This is a genomic window from Ensifer sp. YR511 (genome assembly GCF_900103045.1).
GTDB classification, from domain to species: Bacteria; Pseudomonadota; Alphaproteobacteria; order Rhizobiales; family Rhizobiaceae; genus Ensifer; species Ensifer adhaerens.
Genome location: NZ_FNGR01000017.1, coordinates 78,206 through 96,426, shown reverse-complemented (window position 1 = coordinate 96,426; position 18,221 = coordinate 78,206). Strand labels below are relative to the sequence as shown.

Sequence of the window (18,221 nt, the reverse complement as noted above, 5' to 3'; positions counted from 1 at the left end):
GATGAAATCGAACGTCGTCCTCTTTCTCATCCTGGCGCTGCTTCTGACCTCCTGCACCGCGATCACCGGTGGTACGTCCCATTGGCCGGCCTCCATGACGGCGGTGGTTGTCATCATCGCGCTGAAGTTCTGGAATGATCGTGCGCGGCTTCTCGCTTGGCCGATGGAGTTTCTGTTGGCCGCCGGCGTCACCATGATCGTCATAAACCTGGCGCGGCTCTACACGCTGCCGCTTCCCTACTAAGGAGCGCCGACGCCATGACAGGCAATGTTTTGACCATTCGCGGACTGAGCAAGAGCTTCCGTCGTAAGCGGGCGGTCGATCAGGTCGACATTACGGTCTCGCGCGGTGAAATCACCGGGTTTCTCGGACCCAACGGCGCGGGGAAGACAACTGTCATGAACATCGTCATGGGGCTCGTCGGAGCAGATGCGGGAGAGATCGAACTTTTGGGCGTCCGCGACGGTTTCCGTCGCAGGGATGTCCGCTCGCGGATTGGTTTCCTGCAGGAAAAGCCCCGCATTTATCCGGATATGACTGCGCGCGCCTATCTCCATTTCTTTGCCGGTCTTTACGATGTCGGTGACGAAGACCAGCGGGTTGGTGAGGTCCTGGAGCGGGTTGGCCTTTCATCGGTGCGCGGGCGGCTCGGCACATTTTCGCGTGGCATGCAACAGCGCGCATGTTTGGCGCGTGTGCTTTTGCACAGACCGGAGTTCCTTATTCTCGACGAGCCCACGCTTGGGCTCGATCCGAACGGCATGGCTGATATGCGGGCGATCTTCCGGGAAATGAAGGGGCAGGGCGTGACCTTGCTTTTCTCCTCCCACCAGCTCGCCGAGATGGAGCGCATTTGCGACAGCGTCATCTTCATGCGACAGGGAAAGGTTATAGCCTCCGGCCGGCAGGTAGACCTGATGCCTGTCGCAACCGCCCGCGGCGCGGTCTCGGTTGAGCTTTTTGAACCGGTTCGTGATCACACTAGCCGCATCGCTCTCATCGAAGGCATCGCCTCCGTTTGCGAACGGGCGACCAACCATCTCGAGCTTACTCTAACTAATCCGCCCGCCGATGCCCGGCACGCACGGGCGGAAGTTGCCCGGCTGCTTGCTCTAGCGGGCGTGACGGTGCTCGCCATCACCGTGACCGTTCCGACACTGGAAGATCTTTTCATCGGCCTTACAGGCGCAGACGGCGCCGGTCCTGCGCTGGTCCACCATCAGCTTCACCCAGGGAGGGGTATATTACATGGAACTCGGATATAAGAATAAGCGCTGCCTTATCACCGCGTCCACAGGCGGTTTGGGCTTCGCAATTGCTCGAACAATGGCAGCCGAAGGCGCTACCGTAGTTATCAACGGCCGCAGCGGCGAGACGATCAACCGTGCGGTAGCCCGTATCCAGGCCGAGTTGCCCGACGCCCGACTGGAAAAAGCACAGGGTAATTCTGGTACGCGCGAAGGCTGTGATGCGCTGATAGCAGCATGTCCAAACGTGGACGTGCTCGTCATAAATCTCGGCATCTACGAGGCCGTCGATATCTACAAGGCAGGGGATGATCGCTGGTACGATCTTATTGAAGTGAATGTGATGAGTGGCGTTCGGCTTGCCCGTCACTATCTGCCGCTGATGCTTGCGCGCAACTCCGGCCGCGTCATCTTCATGGCGAGTGAGTCCGGCATCAATCCGGCTCCGGAAATGCCAGCCTACAGCGCAACCAAGACCATGCAGCTTTCGCTCGCCCGCAATCTGGCAGAGACGACGAAGGGCACGGATGTCACGGTCAATTCCGTGCTTCCAGGCCCCTGTAGCACTGAAGGCGTAGCGGATCTGATCGCCGGTCTGTACCCCGGCGAGGAGACGTCGCAAGCGGAGCGCCGTTTTGTTGCCGAAAATCGACCGACATCTCTCATCCAGCGTCTCTCGAAGCCGCAGGAGGTGGCGGATTTCGTCACCTTCCTTGGGAGCGAGCGGACCGGCATCGTCAATGGCTCGGCGTTGCGGATCGACGGCGGTCTCATTCGCACGGTCATGTGAGTGGGTGTCATGGAACATGTCAGGCCCCCATCCTTCAGAAAATCTCCGGAACCGGTGGGCATTGCCCGACTGTTGTGGTTGCTTGCTCGCCGAGAAGCGATTGCGAAGCTATCGTCCTTCTGGTTCTTTCTGGTGGCCTCGGTGGTCTGCCTCACCGCCTTTCTTTACGGATTTGGTTTCGAGCGGACATTTGAAACCGAGACGGTGTTGGTGACCTCCGATCCGCTAGCAGCACTCAATATGGCGGTGATAGCCTTTCTTGGACTGGTGCTGGGATTGCGCCTTTCAACCTGCCTCAGCGGCGAGCGCGAGCATCGTACACTTGAGGTGCTGCTTGTCGGACCCGTGCCCTGGAGCGCGGTGATCTTGTCGAAATTTCTCGCCGAGTTGGGCGTGCTGGCTGCACTTGTCGCTATCTACGGGCTCTACCTCCTGATTGCGCAGCCGCTCGGCGGGGGGGTGATAGGGGTTGGCGACGCCGCTTCGCTGCTGAGCACGCTTCTTTTCGTACTCCCGGTCATGGCGGTTGGGCTGCTTGTTTCCGCCTGGGCGCGCTCGGTGCGCGGCGCAGTCGTGCTCTATCTGGCGCTAATTGTCCTGCTTGTCGCGTTCGAAGGTGCACTCGGCGCACTGAAGACCATGCCGTCGGAGGACATGAGTCTGGCTTCACTTTTTCTGCGTGCGGGACTTGATACCGTGGCACCGGTGATACAGCTAGTCTCTCCCGTCTCTCAACTGGCCTCAATGGTGGAGCGGATGTTCACGCAGGACCCGGTGCGCGTCAAGGACGCCGTAGCCGCGGTGGTGCTTTGCGCAGTGATGCTCGCCGCAGCCCCAGTTGTTGCACGCCTCAGGGGAGCACAGGGATGATGAAAAATCTGCTTGCGCTGCTGTTTAGCTGCGTTGCGGTCGGGCAGGCACTCGCACTCGAGCCTGATCGCCGCGAAACCACCGTCATCAATGGCCGGGTGTGGGATGGTTTTTCCTACAAGGAGACACTCCTACCATCGACGCTCGACACACTGTACCTCATGTCGGAAAAGGACAGCGCGATTTCCTTCGTCCGAACCGAGGAGTACTACTGGCCGCTATCGCGTCAGGTCTATGTGGATTTTGAGAAGCGACGGGAAGAACTAAACGGCGTTCTTAGGATTGATCAGGATGGCATTACAGTAGCGGAAATCGCCCCATCGGACTATGCCATCGTCTATCCAGACGGGGTGGTCAACGGTAACGGCAGCCTCCTTTGGGAGGCCGAGGCTTCCGGCGCCTACGCAACCTACCAGGCAGAGGAGAAGGATTTCGCGCGCCGTTATGTCGAAGCTCAAGCCCAGCAAACTGCCTATGAACGCAAGCTGGTCGAGGCAGGCGCCAAACGGCTTGGGCGCGCGCCATCCGTTGTCGGGCCGACCCCACCGCAACTACCGCAGCCAAGCCTGCGACTAGTAACGAAGCCGGTTTCCGGCTACCGCTTGGCGCTTGCCCCCGGTCGCTACGACTTGGCGCTTTATCTGGATGGGAGGCTGGTCGCGGGGACCCGGCGCCGGCTTGAGGTTATCGATGTCGGCAAGCGCCAGGCCGTTGTCGCCGATATAGTACCTGAAGAACGGTGGACGAGGCCGCTTGCGGCAAACAGCGAGGCGTCGCGCGTCTACGCCAGGCCGGGTTCCGTCTTTTACGTGATGCTTCAGGATGCGGACCGGTTCGATGAAGCAGAATACCTATCCGTCGTCGCCCCCCAGCAGGAGCCCGTTAGGGGCCGCATCACCTGGGTCCGCCGAAAGCCAGTAGAAAATAGCAAACTATCCGTGAGCTGGGACGGCCCTCCAGGAACGGTCGAGATGGATCTGAGCAATCTCAAGGTGGAACAGACGGAAGGCTCGGGGTTTGGCTACCGAGTGCGCGCGGCAAAGCCGGGGGAAAAGGAAGACCTGACTGCCTTCACCGTTGCCGTGCCGCCAGAAAATGAAAGGCGACGTGGCGAGATCCGCACGGAAGCGGGCGGCGGCTTTTTGCGAAGGGACATTATCATCGTTCAGAAGCGCCAAGCCGGCCTGGCCTTTGGTCTTGCGATCCTGCCCGCTTCTTGCTGGCTGGCAGCAGCGCTTCTTCGGCGAAGATCTCACTGGGTACGCAAGGATTGAGTTTCTCCTCGTTGGTAAATTGCTGCGCAGGATGAATGAGGCAGATCCTCGATACGGATGCAACAAGACACCTGCCCACGGGCGGGAGAGGAAAGGCATGTCAGGATGATAATAGGTGCATTGAAAGAGACGGCGGCGAATGAGAGCCGGGTTGCCTTAACCCCGGATTCGGCGGCCCAGTTGCAAAGGCTCGGCCATTCCTGCGTTGTGGAGGTGGGTGCAGGTTCAAAAGCTGGAATTACTGATGCCGCCTACAGAGCGAGTGGCGTTACTGTGCTGGAAAGCGCTGCGGCAGTCATTGACGTGGCAGGTATTCTCGCGAAGGTGAGACCTCCGGAGCCTTCAGAAGCACTTAGTTTGAAGCAGGATCAGACGCTGATATGCTTTCTTTGGCCAGGACAGAATCCAGAACTTCTCGAAATTCTCAAAGAGCGCGGCGTGACGGCTGTGGCCATGGACATGGTTCCGCGTATTTCACGCGCCCAGAAAATGGATGCTCTGTCGTCAATGGCCAATATCGCGGGATACCGCGCCGTGATCGAGGCTGGCAACCAGTTTGGTCGCTTCTTCACCGGCCAGGTGACGGCAGCAGGCAAGGTACCGCCAGCCAAGGTGCTGATTGTTGGTGCTGGTGTCGCCGGTCTTGCGGCGATTGGTACGGCTGTCAGTCTCGGCGCAATCGTTCACGCATTCGACGTGCGGCCTGAAGTCGCCGAACAAATCGAATCGATGGGTGCGAGCTTCGTTTTCCTCGAATTCGAAGGCAATCAGGATGGAGCTGCGACTGGAGGCTATGCCGCGCCCTCTTCGCCCGAATTTCGTGAAAAGCAACTGGCGAAGTTCCGCGAACTTGCGCCGGAAATGGATATCGTCATCACGACCGCTCTTATTCCAGGCCGTCCGGCGCCAAAGCTATGGCTTGAAGATATGGTCGCGACAATGAAGTCGGGCTCCGTCATCATCGACCTTGCCGCCGAGCGTGGCGGCAACTGCGATCTGACTGTGGCCGACCAGCGCGTCGTCTCACCGAATGGCGTCATCGTTGTCGGCTATACCGACTTTCCGAGCCGTATGGCTCAGCAGGCCTCGACCCTTTATTCCACCAACATCCGTCACATGATCTCGGATATGACGCCGGACAAGGATGGCAAGATCGTCCATAACATGGAAGACGACGTCATCCGCGGGGCCACAGTTACAAAGGCTGGCGAGATCACCTTTCCTCCTCCTGCGCCAAAGATCGCGGCAATTGCCGCTGCCAAGCCGAAGGAAAAAGCCAAGGAGATTTCCCAGGAGGAACGGCGGGAAAGGGAGATTGCCGATTTCCGCAAGCAGACCATCAACCAAGCTGGCTTGCTTGTGGTCGGAGGTCTGGTGATGGCAGTACTCGGCATTTATGCACCGGCAGAATTCATGGCTCATATGACGGTCTTCGCACTCTCCTGCTTCATAGGCTTTTCGGTTATCTGGAACGTATCGCACTCGCTGCATACCCCCTTGATGGCGGTCACCAATGCCATCTCCGGCATCGTGGTCATAGGTGCGTTGCTGCAGATCGGATCCGGCAATTGGCTCGTGGTCACGCTTGCCGCAATTTCTGTGCTGGTTGCTACCATCAATATTGTAGGCGGCTTTATGGTCACGCGCCGGATGCTTGCTATGTTCCAGAAGTCCTGAGGGGGCGGTTTTCATGAATATCGGTCTGGTTTCTGCCGCCTACCTCGCGGCAGCTGTTCTTTTCGTCCTCTCGCTCGGTGGGCTCTGCGGGCAGGAAAGTGCTAAACGCGCCGTTTGGTACGGTGTTGTAGGAATGGCACTCGCTTTTGGCGTGACGATGCTCTCACCCAACGTTGATCATCTATGGATCATCATCGCCGTTGTGGTCATAGGTGCCATCGCTGGTATGGCCGTGGCTCAGCGGGTACAAATGACGGAAATGCCGCAGCTGGTCGCGGCCCTTCACTCCTTCGTCGGCCTTGCTGCTGTCTTCATCGGCTTCAACGCCCATCTTGAGCTTGATCGTGTGCTTGGAATGGATCAGCTCGCGCGCGAGAGCCTCATGGGGTTTGCTGCAAAGCTCGCCAACAAGGATGCAGTGGAGCAGTCGATCATGAAGGTCGAGGTATTTCTCGGTGTCTTCATTGGCGCAGTCACCTTTACCGGTTCGGTAATTGCTTTTGCCAAGTTGGCTGGCAAGGTCGATGGCAAGGCCATGAAGCTGCCCGGTGGCCACGTGCTGAATGCGGCAGCGGCAATCTCCTCAGTCATCCTTATGGTACTCTATCTGGATGGTGCAGGCATCTGGTCGCTGATCGCGATGACTTTCCTGGCGCTCTTCATCGGCTATCATCTGATCATGGGCATTGGGGGCGCCGACATGCCGGTGGTAGTCTCGATGTTAAATAGCTACTCCGGCTGGGCCGCCGCGGCGATCGGCTTCACACTGGGCAATGACCTGCTGATTGTGACAGGCGCATTGGTCGGTTCCTCCGGTGCCATCCTCTCCTATATAATGTGCAAGGCGATGAACCGTTCTTTTATCTCGGTTATCCTCGGCGGATTTGGTGGCAAAAATGGCCCGGCAATGGAAATCTCAGGAGAGCAGATCGCCATTGACGCCGATGGCGTGGCAGTCGCCCTCAATGACGCTGACAGTATCATCATAATCCCGGGCTACGGCATGGCAGTGGCGCAGGCCCAACAGGCTGTTTCTGAACTGACGCGCAAGCTGCGCGCCAAGGGCAAGACCGTTCGGTACGCCATCCATCCGGTGGCGGGCCGGCTGCCCGGCCATATGAACGTGCTTTTGGCGGAGGCCAAGGTCCCTTATGATATCGTTCTCGAAATGGACGAAATTAACGGGGACTTCCCGTCGACCGACGTCGCTATCGTCATAGGCTCGAACGATATCGTCAATCCGGCGGCGCAGGAGGATCCGAACAGTCCTATAGCCGGCATGCCTGTTTTAGAATGCTGGAAGGCCAAGCAGGTTTTCGTTTCCAAGCGTGGTCAAGGTACGGGCTACTCCGGCATCGAGAACCCGCTGTTCTACAAGCCGGATACCCGGATGTTCTATGGCGATGCCAGGGAGTCGCTTGAAAAGCTCATCCGCCTAGTTGGATGAAATGGCAAAGCCAGTAGAAGGTCGCAATGGAATAAGGGGCGAAGATCGCCCCTTTGCGTTCGCGCGGACGTACCGGAAAACGTCAGGCGGATGCCCGTGGCGCTCGACCAAAGCGCTCCTCCACCAGGCGCATGGCCATGGTCAAGTCCGCTTCCGAAACCGGGCGGCTGAAATTCAGGATATGCCGCGCCTTGGCAGAAGGAGCGGCAATCGCCTCGAAATCCGCCTCCCGGGGTTCCGTCACGCCGAGTGCTGCAAGCGACATTGGCAGGTCGACGGCCCGATAGAGATCAAGAAGCTCGGGCGGAAATCCGTTACCTTCCAACTCCAGCTGCACGATCAGGCCGTAAGCGACCTGTAGACCGTGCGCCGCGCTCGCTGCGCCGGGCACGTAGGATAGTCCACGCGTAAGCGCATGAGCGATGGACAGACCGCCGCTCTCAAAGCCTGGTCCCGCCATCAGGATCATCGCCTCCACAGCCGCATCGAAATCAGCCGTTGGTTCGCCTGTGCCGGCCGCGGTATGAGCTGCAGCTGCATGAGCGATCAATAGCCGATAGCATTCCCCCGCGATCACATTTGCGGTCCGGGTGGAGCAGGCACCGAACATCGTCGGGCCGCCGGCGGCAAAGCACCTGTCGGCCTCGAATTTTTTGCAATTGCATCACCTAACCCGGCCAGGAAGAAGGATCTCGGCGCGCGGGCGAGGAGCTCCGTGTCAACCAGAACGAAATCAGCATTGCGCGGCATGTGTCGCACCTCGGCAAGTCGGTGCTGACTGTCATAGAGCACATAATTCTTGCTTGTCGGAGAATCATTCGACGCGACAGTAGGAAGCGTGATCAGCCCGCCGCCTAGTTCCTCCCGTAGCGCTTTGCCGGCATCAATGCTACGCCCGCCGCCGGCGGCTATTACGGTCGGCCGGCCGTGGGGAAATTGAAGCCTTCGGGAAAGCATTGGACCTGTTTGCGCGTTGATCTCGCCGCTGAATTCGACCCGCTGGAGCTGCACGTCGGCTTCACGGCAGGACTCGGCAATCACCGGTTCCACCAGCGCGGCCACGATGTCATCGCAGACGAGCACCGCATGGCCGCCGAGCGTACCCGCACACGGACCGGCAAGCCGTGCCACGCCGCGCCCCTGCAGATAACGGCCAGGCGCGCCAAAGACGGCGAAGCTGGTGTTGAAGAAATCCATTGAGTTATTGACATCGCTGGTCAACTTTCATTTTTTGACAGGGGTTTGGCAATCCTGGTTGATGAAAAAGATATATCATGTATGATATAGAATAAAATCTACAGTTCCACGGCCTCGGTCGGGGAGGGAGGGACCGAAGTCATGAAAATCACTGGTAAAACGCGTGTTGTAGTACATCTGGCCTACCCGGCGAAACATCTAAGGACGCCCGAATTCTTCAATCCGCTGGTGGCCCGCCTCGGTCATGACGCCGTGCTGATCCCCTGGGAAGTCTCACCATCCGCTCTGCCGGATGCCTGGGCGGGGCTGCGCAAAGTCGAAAATCTGGCGGGCGTTATCGTTACTGTGCCGCACAAGCAGGCCGTGGCCCAATTGTGCGACGAACTCGAGGGCACGGCCGCCGCTCTTGGCGTAGCCAATGTGGCGCGACGCCTGCCAGACGGGCGCTTCGCCGGCCGCATGTTCGATGGCGATGGTTTCGTGAGGGGGCTTTTGAACGCGGGCCATCCGGTTGAGGGCAAGCGTGTATTGCTGCTGGGTGCGGGTGGCGCGGCAACTGGTATTGCCCATGGTCTCCTGGCTGCGGGCGCAGCAGATCTCGCGATCTACAACCGTTCCAACGACAAGGCCGAAGCGCTGGTCACGGCCCTCGTCAGGCTATATCCAGGTCGCCGGATCCGGACCGGTCCGGCCGATGGAGCTGGATTTGATATCATCGTCAACGGTACAGCCCTCGGCCTGAGGACAGAAGACCCGCTACCCCTCGACCCCTCGAGTCTCGGGCCGGGCAGCGTGGTGGCTGAAGTGGTTATGAACCCCGATGTAACCCCACTGCTTCTGGCCGCGCAGATGCGTGGACTGACGATCCACCGTGGCGTTCACATGATCACCGGCCAAGTGCAACTGCTCGCCGATTTCCTGCTTTCCCCTTTCCAACCGTCCGAGGTCGGCGCGCAATAGCGCCAGCCTCTAAGATTTCCAACTGCATTTTCAATGGAGATACCAATGCAGAAACACGCAGTCATCACCGGCGGCGGCACGGGCATAGGTCTGGCGACCGCTCGCAAGCTTGCCCTTTCCGGCTATCATGTAACCGCGCTTGGCCTTGGGGAGCCGGAAACACTTGCCGAGGGCATCAGCTATCAGGAGCTTGACGTCGGCAATGAGACCGCAGTCCAGGCTCTCTTTGCCGGCTTCGAGCGCATCGATGCGCTGGTCAATGCCGCAGGCATCATCGATCACACCGGCGAATGGCAACGCGACGGGTTTTCCCGGGTCATCGACATCAACCTGACGTCGGTGCTTTCTGTTACCAATGCGGCGCTTCCCGCCCTCAGACACGCCCGCGGCGCAGTCGTCAATTTCGCATCCATGTGGAGCTTTTTCGGATCGCCAAAGACCCCGGCCTATGCTTCCAGCAAGGCGGCCATAGGCGAGTTGACACGTTGCATGGCCGTGGCCTGGGCGGCGGATGGCGTGCGTGCCAATGCAGTGGCGCCGGGCTGGATCTTGACAAACCTCGCCCGCCGCGCGTTTGAGGACGCAGAGCGTTCCGCCGGTATCATTAAACGAATTCCCGCTGGGCGCTGGGGTAATCCGGAAGACGTTGCGGATGTGATCGCCTTCCTCGTGTCCGACAGTGCTCGCTATGTCACTGGCACGACGCTGCCTGTTGATGGTGGCTACTCGATCGCCTAATTATCGGCACCAGGAAAAAGGCGGGTTTGTTGGAACCCGCCTACTTGCCCGGCCAAACCGGATGCTATTTGGTCAGGATAGGCTGACCACCCTATTGCCGGGATTGGGACCGTCGCGAAGACGCTGGAGCGCGCCCGGCAGGTCATCAAAGCGTGACACCTCAATCAATTGCGGATCGAAACTTCCCTCCAGCGTGGCTTTGGCGATCTCCGCCCCAGCTTTCGTCAGTGCGCCCCACGCAAGCCGGTCGTGTGCATTCCGGTGCATGGCATTGAGGCCGACTTCGTGCAGGGAGAGATTGGTGGTGAAAGGGGCAAAGGGTGGCTTTTCCTGCCGGTCCTGGATGCAAACGAGGTGTCCATTGACACCGATCAGCCTTGCGAGCGTTTGAGCATGGGCGCCGCTCACCATATCGAAAACCGCACGGAAAGGCGAGGCGGCGGCAAGATCCGCTAGGTCATCGATCCAGCCTGCCCTTTTGTAGTCCCTGGCTGTCGCTGCGCCCAACGCGCGTACGCGGGCGTGACTGTCGACGGAGGCAATAGCGTGGATCGCCCAGCCACGCGGACGGGCAAGCTGGATGAGCGCACCGCCGACAGCACCACTAGCGCCGGTCACGAGCACACGGGAGCCTGGCGGCAGGTTTACCTTTTCCAGCGCCTGCACTGCGGTCAGTGCTGGGCAGGGCAGGGCGGCAGCAGCCTCGAAGGAGAGGCCCTCCGGCAACGGGATCGCGGCATGCGCCGGGATGACGGTAAATTCGGCAAAGCTTCCGTCGCGTAGCAGGTCTTGGTGATAGGCGACCCGCATGCCCGGTATCAAGTGGCCGCAGCCAGGTCCGACAGCCGCTACTTCCCCGGCGCCGTCCACTCCGGGCACATGTGGCCAGGTCCAGTCAGGATGGCCCCACTCGATAATTTTCCAATCGACGGGGTTGAGACCAATCGCCCAATTGCGGATAAGAAGCTCGCCGGGTCCGGGCTTGGGCTTTTCGATGTCCGCCTGGGTAAGCAGGCTGACGGGTCCCGTCTTGTGGTGGATCCAGGCTTTCATCAATGTCGTCCTTTCTTAACTGGGAGCGAGGTGGCATAATCGACCGCGAAAAGTATGGGTTTGAGGACGGCGGGCAGCCTTGCCGCCCGCTTCGTCAATCTCTCTAGATGCGGATCGTCCGGCCGCCGACACTTTGCAGCAGCACGGCAAGCACGATGATCGTGCCCTTGATGATCTGTTGCGGATACGCTGGCACACTCATCAGGTTCATAATGTTGCCGATGAGACCGAGAATGATGACCCCGATGACGGTGTTGAGCACGCTACCCTTGCCGCCCGAAAGCAACGCTCCACCGATGACGCAGGCCGCGATGGCATCGAGCTCCAGCCCGGCCCCTGTAATTGGCGTTCCGACGCCCGCGCGAGAAGTTGCGATGACACCCGCTGCAGCGCTAAGGCCGCCGCAGAGGAAATAGGCAAGGAACTTGTAGCGGATCTCCGAGATGCCGGCCAGGCGCACGGCCACTTCGTTGCTGCCAGTGGCGATCGTTAGGCGGCCGTAGGTGGTGTTCTTCATCACCCAGTGGAAGGCGAAAACCACGGCAAGAGCCAGGACGACGGGCCATGGCAGGCCGACACCAGGTACGCCTTTGCTGCCGAAAGCCGTCAGCCATTGGGAGGAGACCAGATCGCGCGGGAAGCGAATAGGCTGACCATTGGAGATCAAATATGCCATGCCCCGCGCGATGGTCATCATTGCCAGCGACGCAATGAAAGGCGCCATGCGGAAAACCGAGACGAAGAAACCGGTCACCGCGCCGAGCGCAAGGCCGGAGGCCAGCGCCGCGAGGACCGCAAGAACGAGTCCGGCGCCTCCGGCATCTGGAAAGGCCGACAGCGACAATGCCACCACCATGCCGCCGACGGCGGCAACTGAGCCGACTGACAGATCAATGCCGCCGGTGAGGACAACGAGCAGCATGCCCAGACTCGCCAGCATCAGCGGAGCGAGTTGTCGCAGCAGGTTGAAGGCATTCTGGGTGGTGAAAAACGCCTCGGACAAGAGGCTTGAAGCGAGAAGCAGCGCCACCAGCATGAGTAAAATATTGTACTTCAAAATCAGATCGACGGCTTTGACCGAACCCCGCATCAGACCACTCCCATTGCAAGCTCGATGAGCTTTTCTTCGACGATTTCCTTGCCCGACAATTCGCCTTTGATTTCCCCCATGCGCATCACGATGGCGCGGTCGCTCATGCCGATGATCTCCAGCATCTCCGAAGAGATCATGATGATACCGACCCCTTCGGCCGCAAGTGCATTGATCACGCTGTAAATCTCCACTTTGGCCCCGACGTCGACCCCGCGAGTCGGCTCGTCAAGGATCAGCACCCGGCATTTCGAGGCGATCCATTTCATCAACGCCACCTTTTGCTGGTTGCCGCCCGAAAGCGTGGATACCGATGCATCAAGCGAGGCAGCCTTGAGGTTCAGATCGCGTGCCAGCGCGACCACCGCAGCCCGCTCCGCGCACAGGTCTAACCGCCCCAGCCGGTTGGCATAAGGGTTTCGTGGGGAGAGAAGTGCGTTGATCTGTATCGAGAGATCAAGCAACACGCCCTGGTGTTTGCGGTCTTCCGGTAGCATGCCGATGCCCGCTTCAATAGCATGGCGCGGACGGGTGATGGCGAGGGGCTTGCCATCAAGCACGATCTCGCCGCTCTCCGATACATCAGCGCCGAAGAGAGCCCGCATCGCTTCAGTCCGGCCTGCGCCGACAAGGCCGCTGAAGCCTAAAATCTCGCCGGCTCTGAGGTCGAAGGATATGTTGCGCACGAGCGATCCAGCATTGAGATTACGCACGCTGAGCACGGTCGAACCGATCGCCGAATGCCGAGGCGGGAAGAAATCGGAAATCTCGCGACCGATCATCAATCGCACCAGCCGGTCCTCTGTCAGCTCCGAGATCGGGTGACTACCGGTGACCTGCCCGTCCTTGAGCACCGTCACCCGATCGCAAAGCGAGAAAATCTCTTCAAGTCGGTGCGATATGTAGATGATGCAGACTCCGCGCGCTCGCAAATCGCGCACGATCGAAAAGAGCTGTTCGGTTTCATGCCGAGTAAGTACCGCGGTCGGCTCGTCGAGGATCAGCACGGAGGACTTGCGCGAGAGCGCTTTGCATATTTCGACGATCTGCTGGTAGGCAATAGGCAGCTCAGCGACCGGTCGCTGGACGTCAATATGGCCGAAGCCGATTTCGGACAAAAGCGCGTGCGCTTTCAGAGCCATGGCCTTGCGGTCGACCAACCAGCCGCTTCCCAGTTCCTCAATCAGGATGTTTTCCGCCACAGACATGTGCTTTGCCAGTGAGAATTCCTGATAGATGATGGAAATCCCATGGCGGTGTGCCGAGCGTGGACTATGGATATCGGCGAGCTCGCCTGCGATGCGGATATCTCCGCCATCCCGGCTGTAGGCGCCGGAAAGGATCTTCATCAGCGTGGATTTGCCTGCGCCGTTTTCGCCCATCAGGCCATGCACTTCTCCTGCGCGAGCGGAGAATGTTGCGTCCGAAAGAACGGCAAGTCCGCCAAATGTCTTGCGGATGTTCTCCATACGCACATGATCGCCAGTACTGCTTTCGTTCATCGAACCTCCCTTCCGCGCAGTGGCGGGCTCTTGGATTTCGCAAGCCCCGCCACCCGTGGCCCCGCTCGTAGCGTGCTTACTGCTTCATGATTTCGGGGATGGTCCGGAAAGGCGGCGTCTCGAACCGGAAGAATGGATTGCTTTCGTCCGGATAGAGGAAGGATGCAACGTTTTCAGCGGTGATTGCCTGGGCCGGGAAATAGGAACCGAGCGGGAGGTTATTGGCGTCAAAGCTTTCACCGAAGATCTTGTGCACAAGATCCACGGCCGCAATGCCGGTGGCGACACCGCTGTTCGCGCCCGTCACCATCATTTCACCGCTTTTGACCATGTCGAGTGCAACGCGGAAACCATCTGCAGCGCAAGCGACTGGGATGATGCCCTTCTTGCCGATGTTATCGAGTGCTTTGAGGGCGCCGATACCCATAAAGTCGTTTTCTGCGAGGATGATATTGAGCTTGTCTGCGTTCGCAGTCAGTAGATCCTCCGCTGCAGTCAGGCCGCCCTCTTCCGTCCAGGACCCAGCGCCCCAGCCAACCACCTCGAACTTCGCTTCCGGATAGGAGAAAGCGCCGCGGTTCTTCACTTCCTGGAAGAGATGAAAACCCTTCAGCATTGCGTCCTCACGGGAAAGACCGAGACCGAGTACATTGCTGCGTTCGAAAACGATGCCTGAGATCATGCCGTTCAGCCGGCTCTCGGAGGTAGAGTTACCCATGGTGCCGATGATCATTGCGGCGGTGATCGGCGTATCGTTGCCGAGCTTCTGGGCCACATATTTACCGGCCTCGAAACCGTTGCCGTAAGGATTTGCGAGCGTGGTGGTCACGATCGGTGCGGCGGCGTCGGGCACAGTACCAAGGGCGATTACTGGAATGCCGGCATCGACGGCGCGCTGCGCATCGGCTGCGGCGCCCACCACATCCGTTGGGTCGATCACGATGATGTCCACACCTGTGGCGATGAAGGAATCGATCTGGGCGCTTTGCTTCTGCACATCGCCATCGGCAACCTGAAGATTGATCTCATAGCCGTATTCGGCGGCCTTCTTTTTGGCCCCGTCGGCAACACCCACAAACCAGGGATTGCCAAGTGTGATTTCCGACCAGCCGATGACAATATTGTTCGGATCACGCGGCTTCTTCGGCAATGCCTTATTGATAGAAGTGCGGTCCTCCATTTGCGGATCAACCACGCCGGATAGAGCGGTATTCGGTATGAGTTTGTAGATGTCGTGTTTCTCCTCGGCCCCAGCCGATGTGGCGACGACGGCCAAAAGCCCTACCGCTGCGGCCAGTGACAGCGTTGTTGTCCTAAATACGTTCATGTGGACTTTTCCTCCCAGGTTGCGTCCAGTCAATCCGAAGGGAAGCAGCCTTCCCGACGATATATAATGCATCATATATTTCAGTTGCCAAGAGGATGATTGCTCGATCTGCCGTCGCCCGCTTTAAGTGAATGATAATATATGATATATGATATTGCCCTACAAGCTCTTAAAAGGAACTGCGAATAACATCGCCCAAAATAGACAGATAGCGGATCTGCGGGTCCCAAGATCCAGCAGGCACGCGAGTTCACGGCTTCGGCGGCGTGACGTCGAAGTGATTGCAAAGCGGAATGCCTTAACGACTTCGCGCCTAACGCTCGGAGGGAAAGCCCTGCCGCTTAGTCCTGTCGTGATCGATCAGGCGTTTGCTGCGTTCTTGCGCTCGAGCCATTCAATCATGACCTGACCCCAACGGATATCGTCCTGGATCGCGGCCTTGGCCTTGGCCGCATCCCGGGTCTTCAGCCCTTCGAGCACATCGAAATGCTTGTGCTTGCCGCTGGCAAGATCCCGCTTCGGCATCTCAATGTGGAAAGTCCGAAGCAACGGCCCCATCAACACCCACATGTTTTCCACCGTATTGAAGATCAGCGGCATGCGCGCGGCGCCGATCAGGCCGAAATGGAATTCGCGGTTGAGAAGGGCGGCCTTCTTGGGATCGGTCGCCGCCGCCTTTTGAAAGCGTGTCTGGATATCCTCCAATCGATCGAGTTCTTTTGGGGTAATGCGCTGTGCGGCAATGCTGGCCGCCTCACCTTCGAGCAGCAGGCGGATCAGCTGAATTTCCCGCAACTGATCCGCAGTTAGTTCTGGAACGTGAATGGCGGTTGCGGCTTTCATTTCCAGCACATGATCGCTGACCAATCGGAAGATCGCCTCGCGTACCGGTGTAATGGAGACACCGAGTTCGTCGGCAAGCGCGCTGATGCGCAATCGGTCACCCGGCTCGAATTCACCGTCCATCAGTGCATTGCGGATGTTGGCATAGACGCGTTCGCTCAGGTTGCCCTTGTCGATTGGCTTGCGCTCGCTGACGCTCATGATCGTCTACTCCCGTCCGGTTATCTACACTATATGATATATTGCAACCCACATAGGAATGACAATCCATTTTCATTAGTGCACGAAAAGCCCAGAAGGAAATACGAGATTTTCGGATTTCATCCGGAGGGGCCGCTAGCGCCATTACACCGGCGACGGTTGGAGTGCGCGCACCCCCCGGACGAGGTCAGACGCCTTTTCACCAATCATGATCGCCGTCGCGTTCGTATTGCCAGAGATAAGTCGCGGCATCACGGAGTTGTCGACGACGCGCAGATTCCGTATTCCGCGCACGCGCAGTTCCGGATCCACGACCGAGCCGTCGTCCTTCCCCATCCGGCAGGTGCCGACGGGATGATACACGGTCTTGCCCCGATCGCGCACGTATTCGGCAAGCGCCGCGTCGCTTTTGACTTCACGACCCGGATAGGCTTCTTCGCGCTCCACATAGGGCAAAAAAGCTCGTGCGGCGAGAATTTCGCGAGCCCGTCGAAGCGCCGCGACCGAAAGCCTTAGGTCATCAGGGTCGCTAAGGTAGCGCGGATCGATCAAGGGCGCGTCTGCCGGGTTGGTAGAACGCAAGCGAACCTCACCCCGACTTTTAGGGCGGAGTACGCAAGGGTTCACCGTCGCGCCAGCCTGTTTTACCACCTCTCGGTCCATATCGAAAAAGACGATCGGTACGAAATGCATCTGGATGTTCGGCTCGGCTTGGGGATCATCTACGTTGATGAAGCAACAGGCCTCGGTGACATTTGACATGACCGGACCGCTGCGGAAAAACAGATATTGCAGACCGTTCTTGATGGTATTGCCGATGCTGTCCTGGCCGAAATAGCCGTATGGACCAGTGCAGAGCCGGATCGCCGGAAATTCCAGATGATCCTGTAAGTTCTGGCCAACGCCCTCGCTCTTGACACGTATTGCAATGCCATGGCTGCGGAGCTGCTCCTCCGGGCCAATGCCCGAGAGCATCAACAACTTAGGGGTCTGGATCGCGCCTCCAGCCAGGATTACCTCGCGACTGCAACTGACCGTCTTGACCTTGCCATCCTGGATGTATTCGACGCCCGCAGCGCGGTCTCCCTCGAAAATAATGCGGGTGGCCATGCAGCCCGTCTCGATGCGCAGCTTGCCCGTTTTTTGCGCCGGTCGCGCATAGGCGACTGCGGCACTGCTTCGTCGCCCGTTGCGCGTCGTGGTCTGGTTGAAACCAACGCCGCGTTGCCGTGCGCCATTGAAATCGGCTGTGTAGGGTATCCCGGATTCCTGGCAGGCCAGCACGAACGCGCGGGTCAGTTCGTTGACATGGCCGACATCCGAAACACCAAGTGGGCCGCCGGTTCCGTGATAGTCATCACTCAGCCGGTTATTGTCCTCCGCGCGACGAAAATAGGGTAGCACATCCCGATAGCCCCAGCCTTCGGCACCATCCTCAGCCCATCCGTCATAGTCGGCACGCTGGCCACGGATGTAAATTGCAGCATTCACCGAACTTCCACCGCCCAGCACGTTGCCCTGCGGCAGGATGCGCTCCTTGCCGTTCAAGCCGGGTTGCGCCTCTGTGCGGTAATGATGCAGCAGTCCGGTAGACAGCAACTTGGTAAAGCCGGCAGGAATGTGAATAAGAGGGTTTCGATCCGGCCCCCCCGCCTCTAGGATCAACACTCGCCCCGCGTCGGCGAGGGCAAGCCGTGCCGCAACAGTGCATCCCGCCGATCCTCCGCCGACGACCACATAATCGTACATTGACTCTCTCCCAACAAATATATGATATATGTTGCCATGGCGCAAATGGAGGGTCAATCCTGTTTCGCCAAATGCCGGTCAGACATTGTAACCCGGCCAAACGCGCAGGGAGGAACGTGAAACTCGCGGGTCGGTAACGGATGATCGGCCGATGCCCCGGGATTTGTGGCCGCAATACATCCCGCTTTTCATGAATTCGTGTCGGATCCCGGATCGCTTGACAGCGGAAGGGCGCGGCCAGTTGTACAAAGGATA

The 18,221-nt window shown here is 58.9% G+C and carries 17 protein-coding genes; 9 read left to right on the top strand and 8 right to left on the bottom strand.

Annotated features, from left to right (window positions below; translation table 11 throughout):
• The first annotated feature begins 1 nt into the window (after position 1).
• The 7 genes from BLU15_RS24865 to BLU15_RS24835 all read left to right on the top strand — a co-directional run bounded on the left by BLU15_RS24865 (position 2) and on the right by BLU15_RS24835 (position 7,306).
• The gene (locus BLU15_RS24865; RefSeq protein ID WP_090298947.1) at positions 2-244 is read left to right on the top strand and encodes a hypothetical protein; all 243 of its coding nucleotides are present in this window, start codon (positions 2-4) and stop codon (positions 242-244) included.
• Positions 245-258: 14 nt separating this feature from the next.
• Positions 259-1,266 carry an ABC transporter ATP-binding protein gene (locus BLU15_RS24860; protein WP_090298944.1) on the top strand — a complete coding sequence of 336 codons (1,008 nt, stop codon included), beginning with the start codon at positions 259-261 and terminating at the stop codon, positions 1,264-1,266.
• Positions 1,250-2,038, top strand: coding sequence for an SDR family NAD(P)-dependent oxidoreductase (locus tag BLU15_RS24855; RefSeq protein ID WP_090298942.1), 789 nt, complete (start codon positions 1,250-1,252; stop codon positions 2,036-2,038). Before BLU15_RS24860 ends, BLU15_RS24855 begins: the two co-directional genes overlap by 17 nt.
• A gap of 9 nt (positions 2,039-2,047) precedes the next feature.
• Complete coding sequence (locus BLU15_RS24850) at positions 2,048-2,908, top strand: ABC transporter permease (RefSeq protein WP_244546806.1); 861 nt, start codon at positions 2,048-2,050, stop codon at positions 2,906-2,908.
• Positions 2,905-4,182, top strand: a complete 1,278-nt coding sequence (locus BLU15_RS24845; protein ID WP_090298938.1) for a hypothetical protein — start codon at positions 2,905-2,907, stop codon at positions 4,180-4,182. The genes BLU15_RS24850 and BLU15_RS24845 overlap by 4 nt, the downstream gene beginning before the upstream one ends.
• 105 nt (positions 4,183-4,287) lie before the next feature.
• A complete protein-coding gene (locus tag BLU15_RS24840) occupies positions 4,288-5,859 on the top strand; it encodes a Re/Si-specific NAD(P)(+) transhydrogenase subunit alpha (RefSeq protein ID WP_090298936.1) in 1,572 nt (523 codons plus the stop codon).
• Positions 5,860-5,872: 13 nt separating this feature from the next.
• Positions 5,873-7,306, top strand: coding sequence for an NAD(P)(+) transhydrogenase (Re/Si-specific) subunit beta (locus BLU15_RS24835; protein ID WP_090298933.1), 1,434 nt, complete (start codon positions 5,873-5,875; stop codon positions 7,304-7,306).
• An 82-nt stretch (positions 7,307-7,388) separates the two neighbouring features.
• On the opposite strand, the gene BLU15_RS40670 is transcribed toward BLU15_RS24835, so the two are convergent.
• Together BLU15_RS40670 and BLU15_RS40665 are read right to left on the bottom strand one after the other, a co-directional pair.
• Positions 7,389-7,856, bottom strand: a complete 468-nt coding sequence (locus tag BLU15_RS40670) for a dehydroquinate synthase/iron-containing alcohol dehydrogenase family protein (protein ID WP_176960345.1) — start codon at positions 7,854-7,856, stop codon at positions 7,389-7,391.
• A 23-nt stretch (positions 7,857-7,879) separates the two neighbouring features.
• Positions 7,880-8,527, bottom strand: coding sequence for an iron-containing alcohol dehydrogenase (locus BLU15_RS40665; RefSeq protein WP_143034251.1), 648 nt, complete (start codon positions 8,525-8,527; stop codon positions 7,880-7,882).
• Between the two features lie 117 nt (positions 8,528-8,644).
• Between BLU15_RS40665 and BLU15_RS24820 the strand changes: the two genes are divergently transcribed.
• Positions 8,645-9,463 (top strand): shikimate dehydrogenase family protein, encoded by an 819-nt coding sequence (locus BLU15_RS24820; protein WP_090298925.1) that lies wholly within the window; start codon positions 8,645-8,647, stop codon positions 9,461-9,463.
• Between the two features lie 45 nt (positions 9,464-9,508).
• Positions 9,509-10,201: an SDR family NAD(P)-dependent oxidoreductase gene (locus tag BLU15_RS24815; protein ID WP_090298923.1), complete on the top strand. Its 693-nt coding sequence runs from the start codon at positions 9,509-9,511 to the stop codon at positions 10,199-10,201.
• Between the two features lie 72 nt (positions 10,202-10,273).
• On the opposite strand, the gene BLU15_RS24810 is transcribed toward BLU15_RS24815, so the two are convergent.
• The 6 genes from BLU15_RS24810 to BLU15_RS24785 all read right to left on the bottom strand — a co-directional run bounded on the left by BLU15_RS24810 (position 10,274) and on the right by BLU15_RS24785 (position 17,966).
• Positions 10,274-11,254 (bottom strand): alcohol dehydrogenase catalytic domain-containing protein, encoded by a 981-nt coding sequence (locus BLU15_RS24810; protein WP_090298920.1) that lies wholly within the window; start codon positions 11,252-11,254, stop codon positions 10,274-10,276.
• Between the two features lie 103 nt (positions 11,255-11,357).
• Positions 11,358-12,344: an ABC transporter permease gene (locus BLU15_RS24805; RefSeq protein ID WP_090298917.1), complete on the bottom strand. Its 987-nt coding sequence runs from the start codon at positions 12,342-12,344 to the stop codon at positions 11,358-11,360.
• Positions 12,344-13,846, bottom strand: coding sequence for a sugar ABC transporter ATP-binding protein (locus BLU15_RS24800; protein ID WP_090298914.1), 1,503 nt, complete (start codon positions 13,844-13,846; stop codon positions 12,344-12,346). Before BLU15_RS24800 ends, BLU15_RS24805 begins: the two co-directional genes overlap by 1 nt.
• Before the next feature lie 76 nt (positions 13,847-13,922).
• Entirely contained in the window at positions 13,923-15,245 is a 1,323-nt protein-coding gene (locus tag BLU15_RS24795) for a sugar ABC transporter substrate-binding protein (protein ID WP_244546805.1), read from the bottom strand.
• A 288-nt stretch (positions 15,246-15,533) separates the two neighbouring features.
• The gene (locus tag BLU15_RS24790; protein ID WP_090298909.1) at positions 15,534-16,217 is read right to left on the bottom strand and encodes a GntR family transcriptional regulator; all 684 of its coding nucleotides are present in this window, start codon (positions 16,215-16,217) and stop codon (positions 15,534-15,536) included.
• A gap of 144 nt (positions 16,218-16,361) precedes the next feature.
• Positions 16,362-17,966, bottom strand: a complete 1,605-nt coding sequence (locus BLU15_RS24785; protein WP_090298905.1) for a GMC family oxidoreductase — start codon at positions 17,964-17,966, stop codon at positions 16,362-16,364.
• Positions 17,967-18,221: the final 255 nt, after the last annotated feature.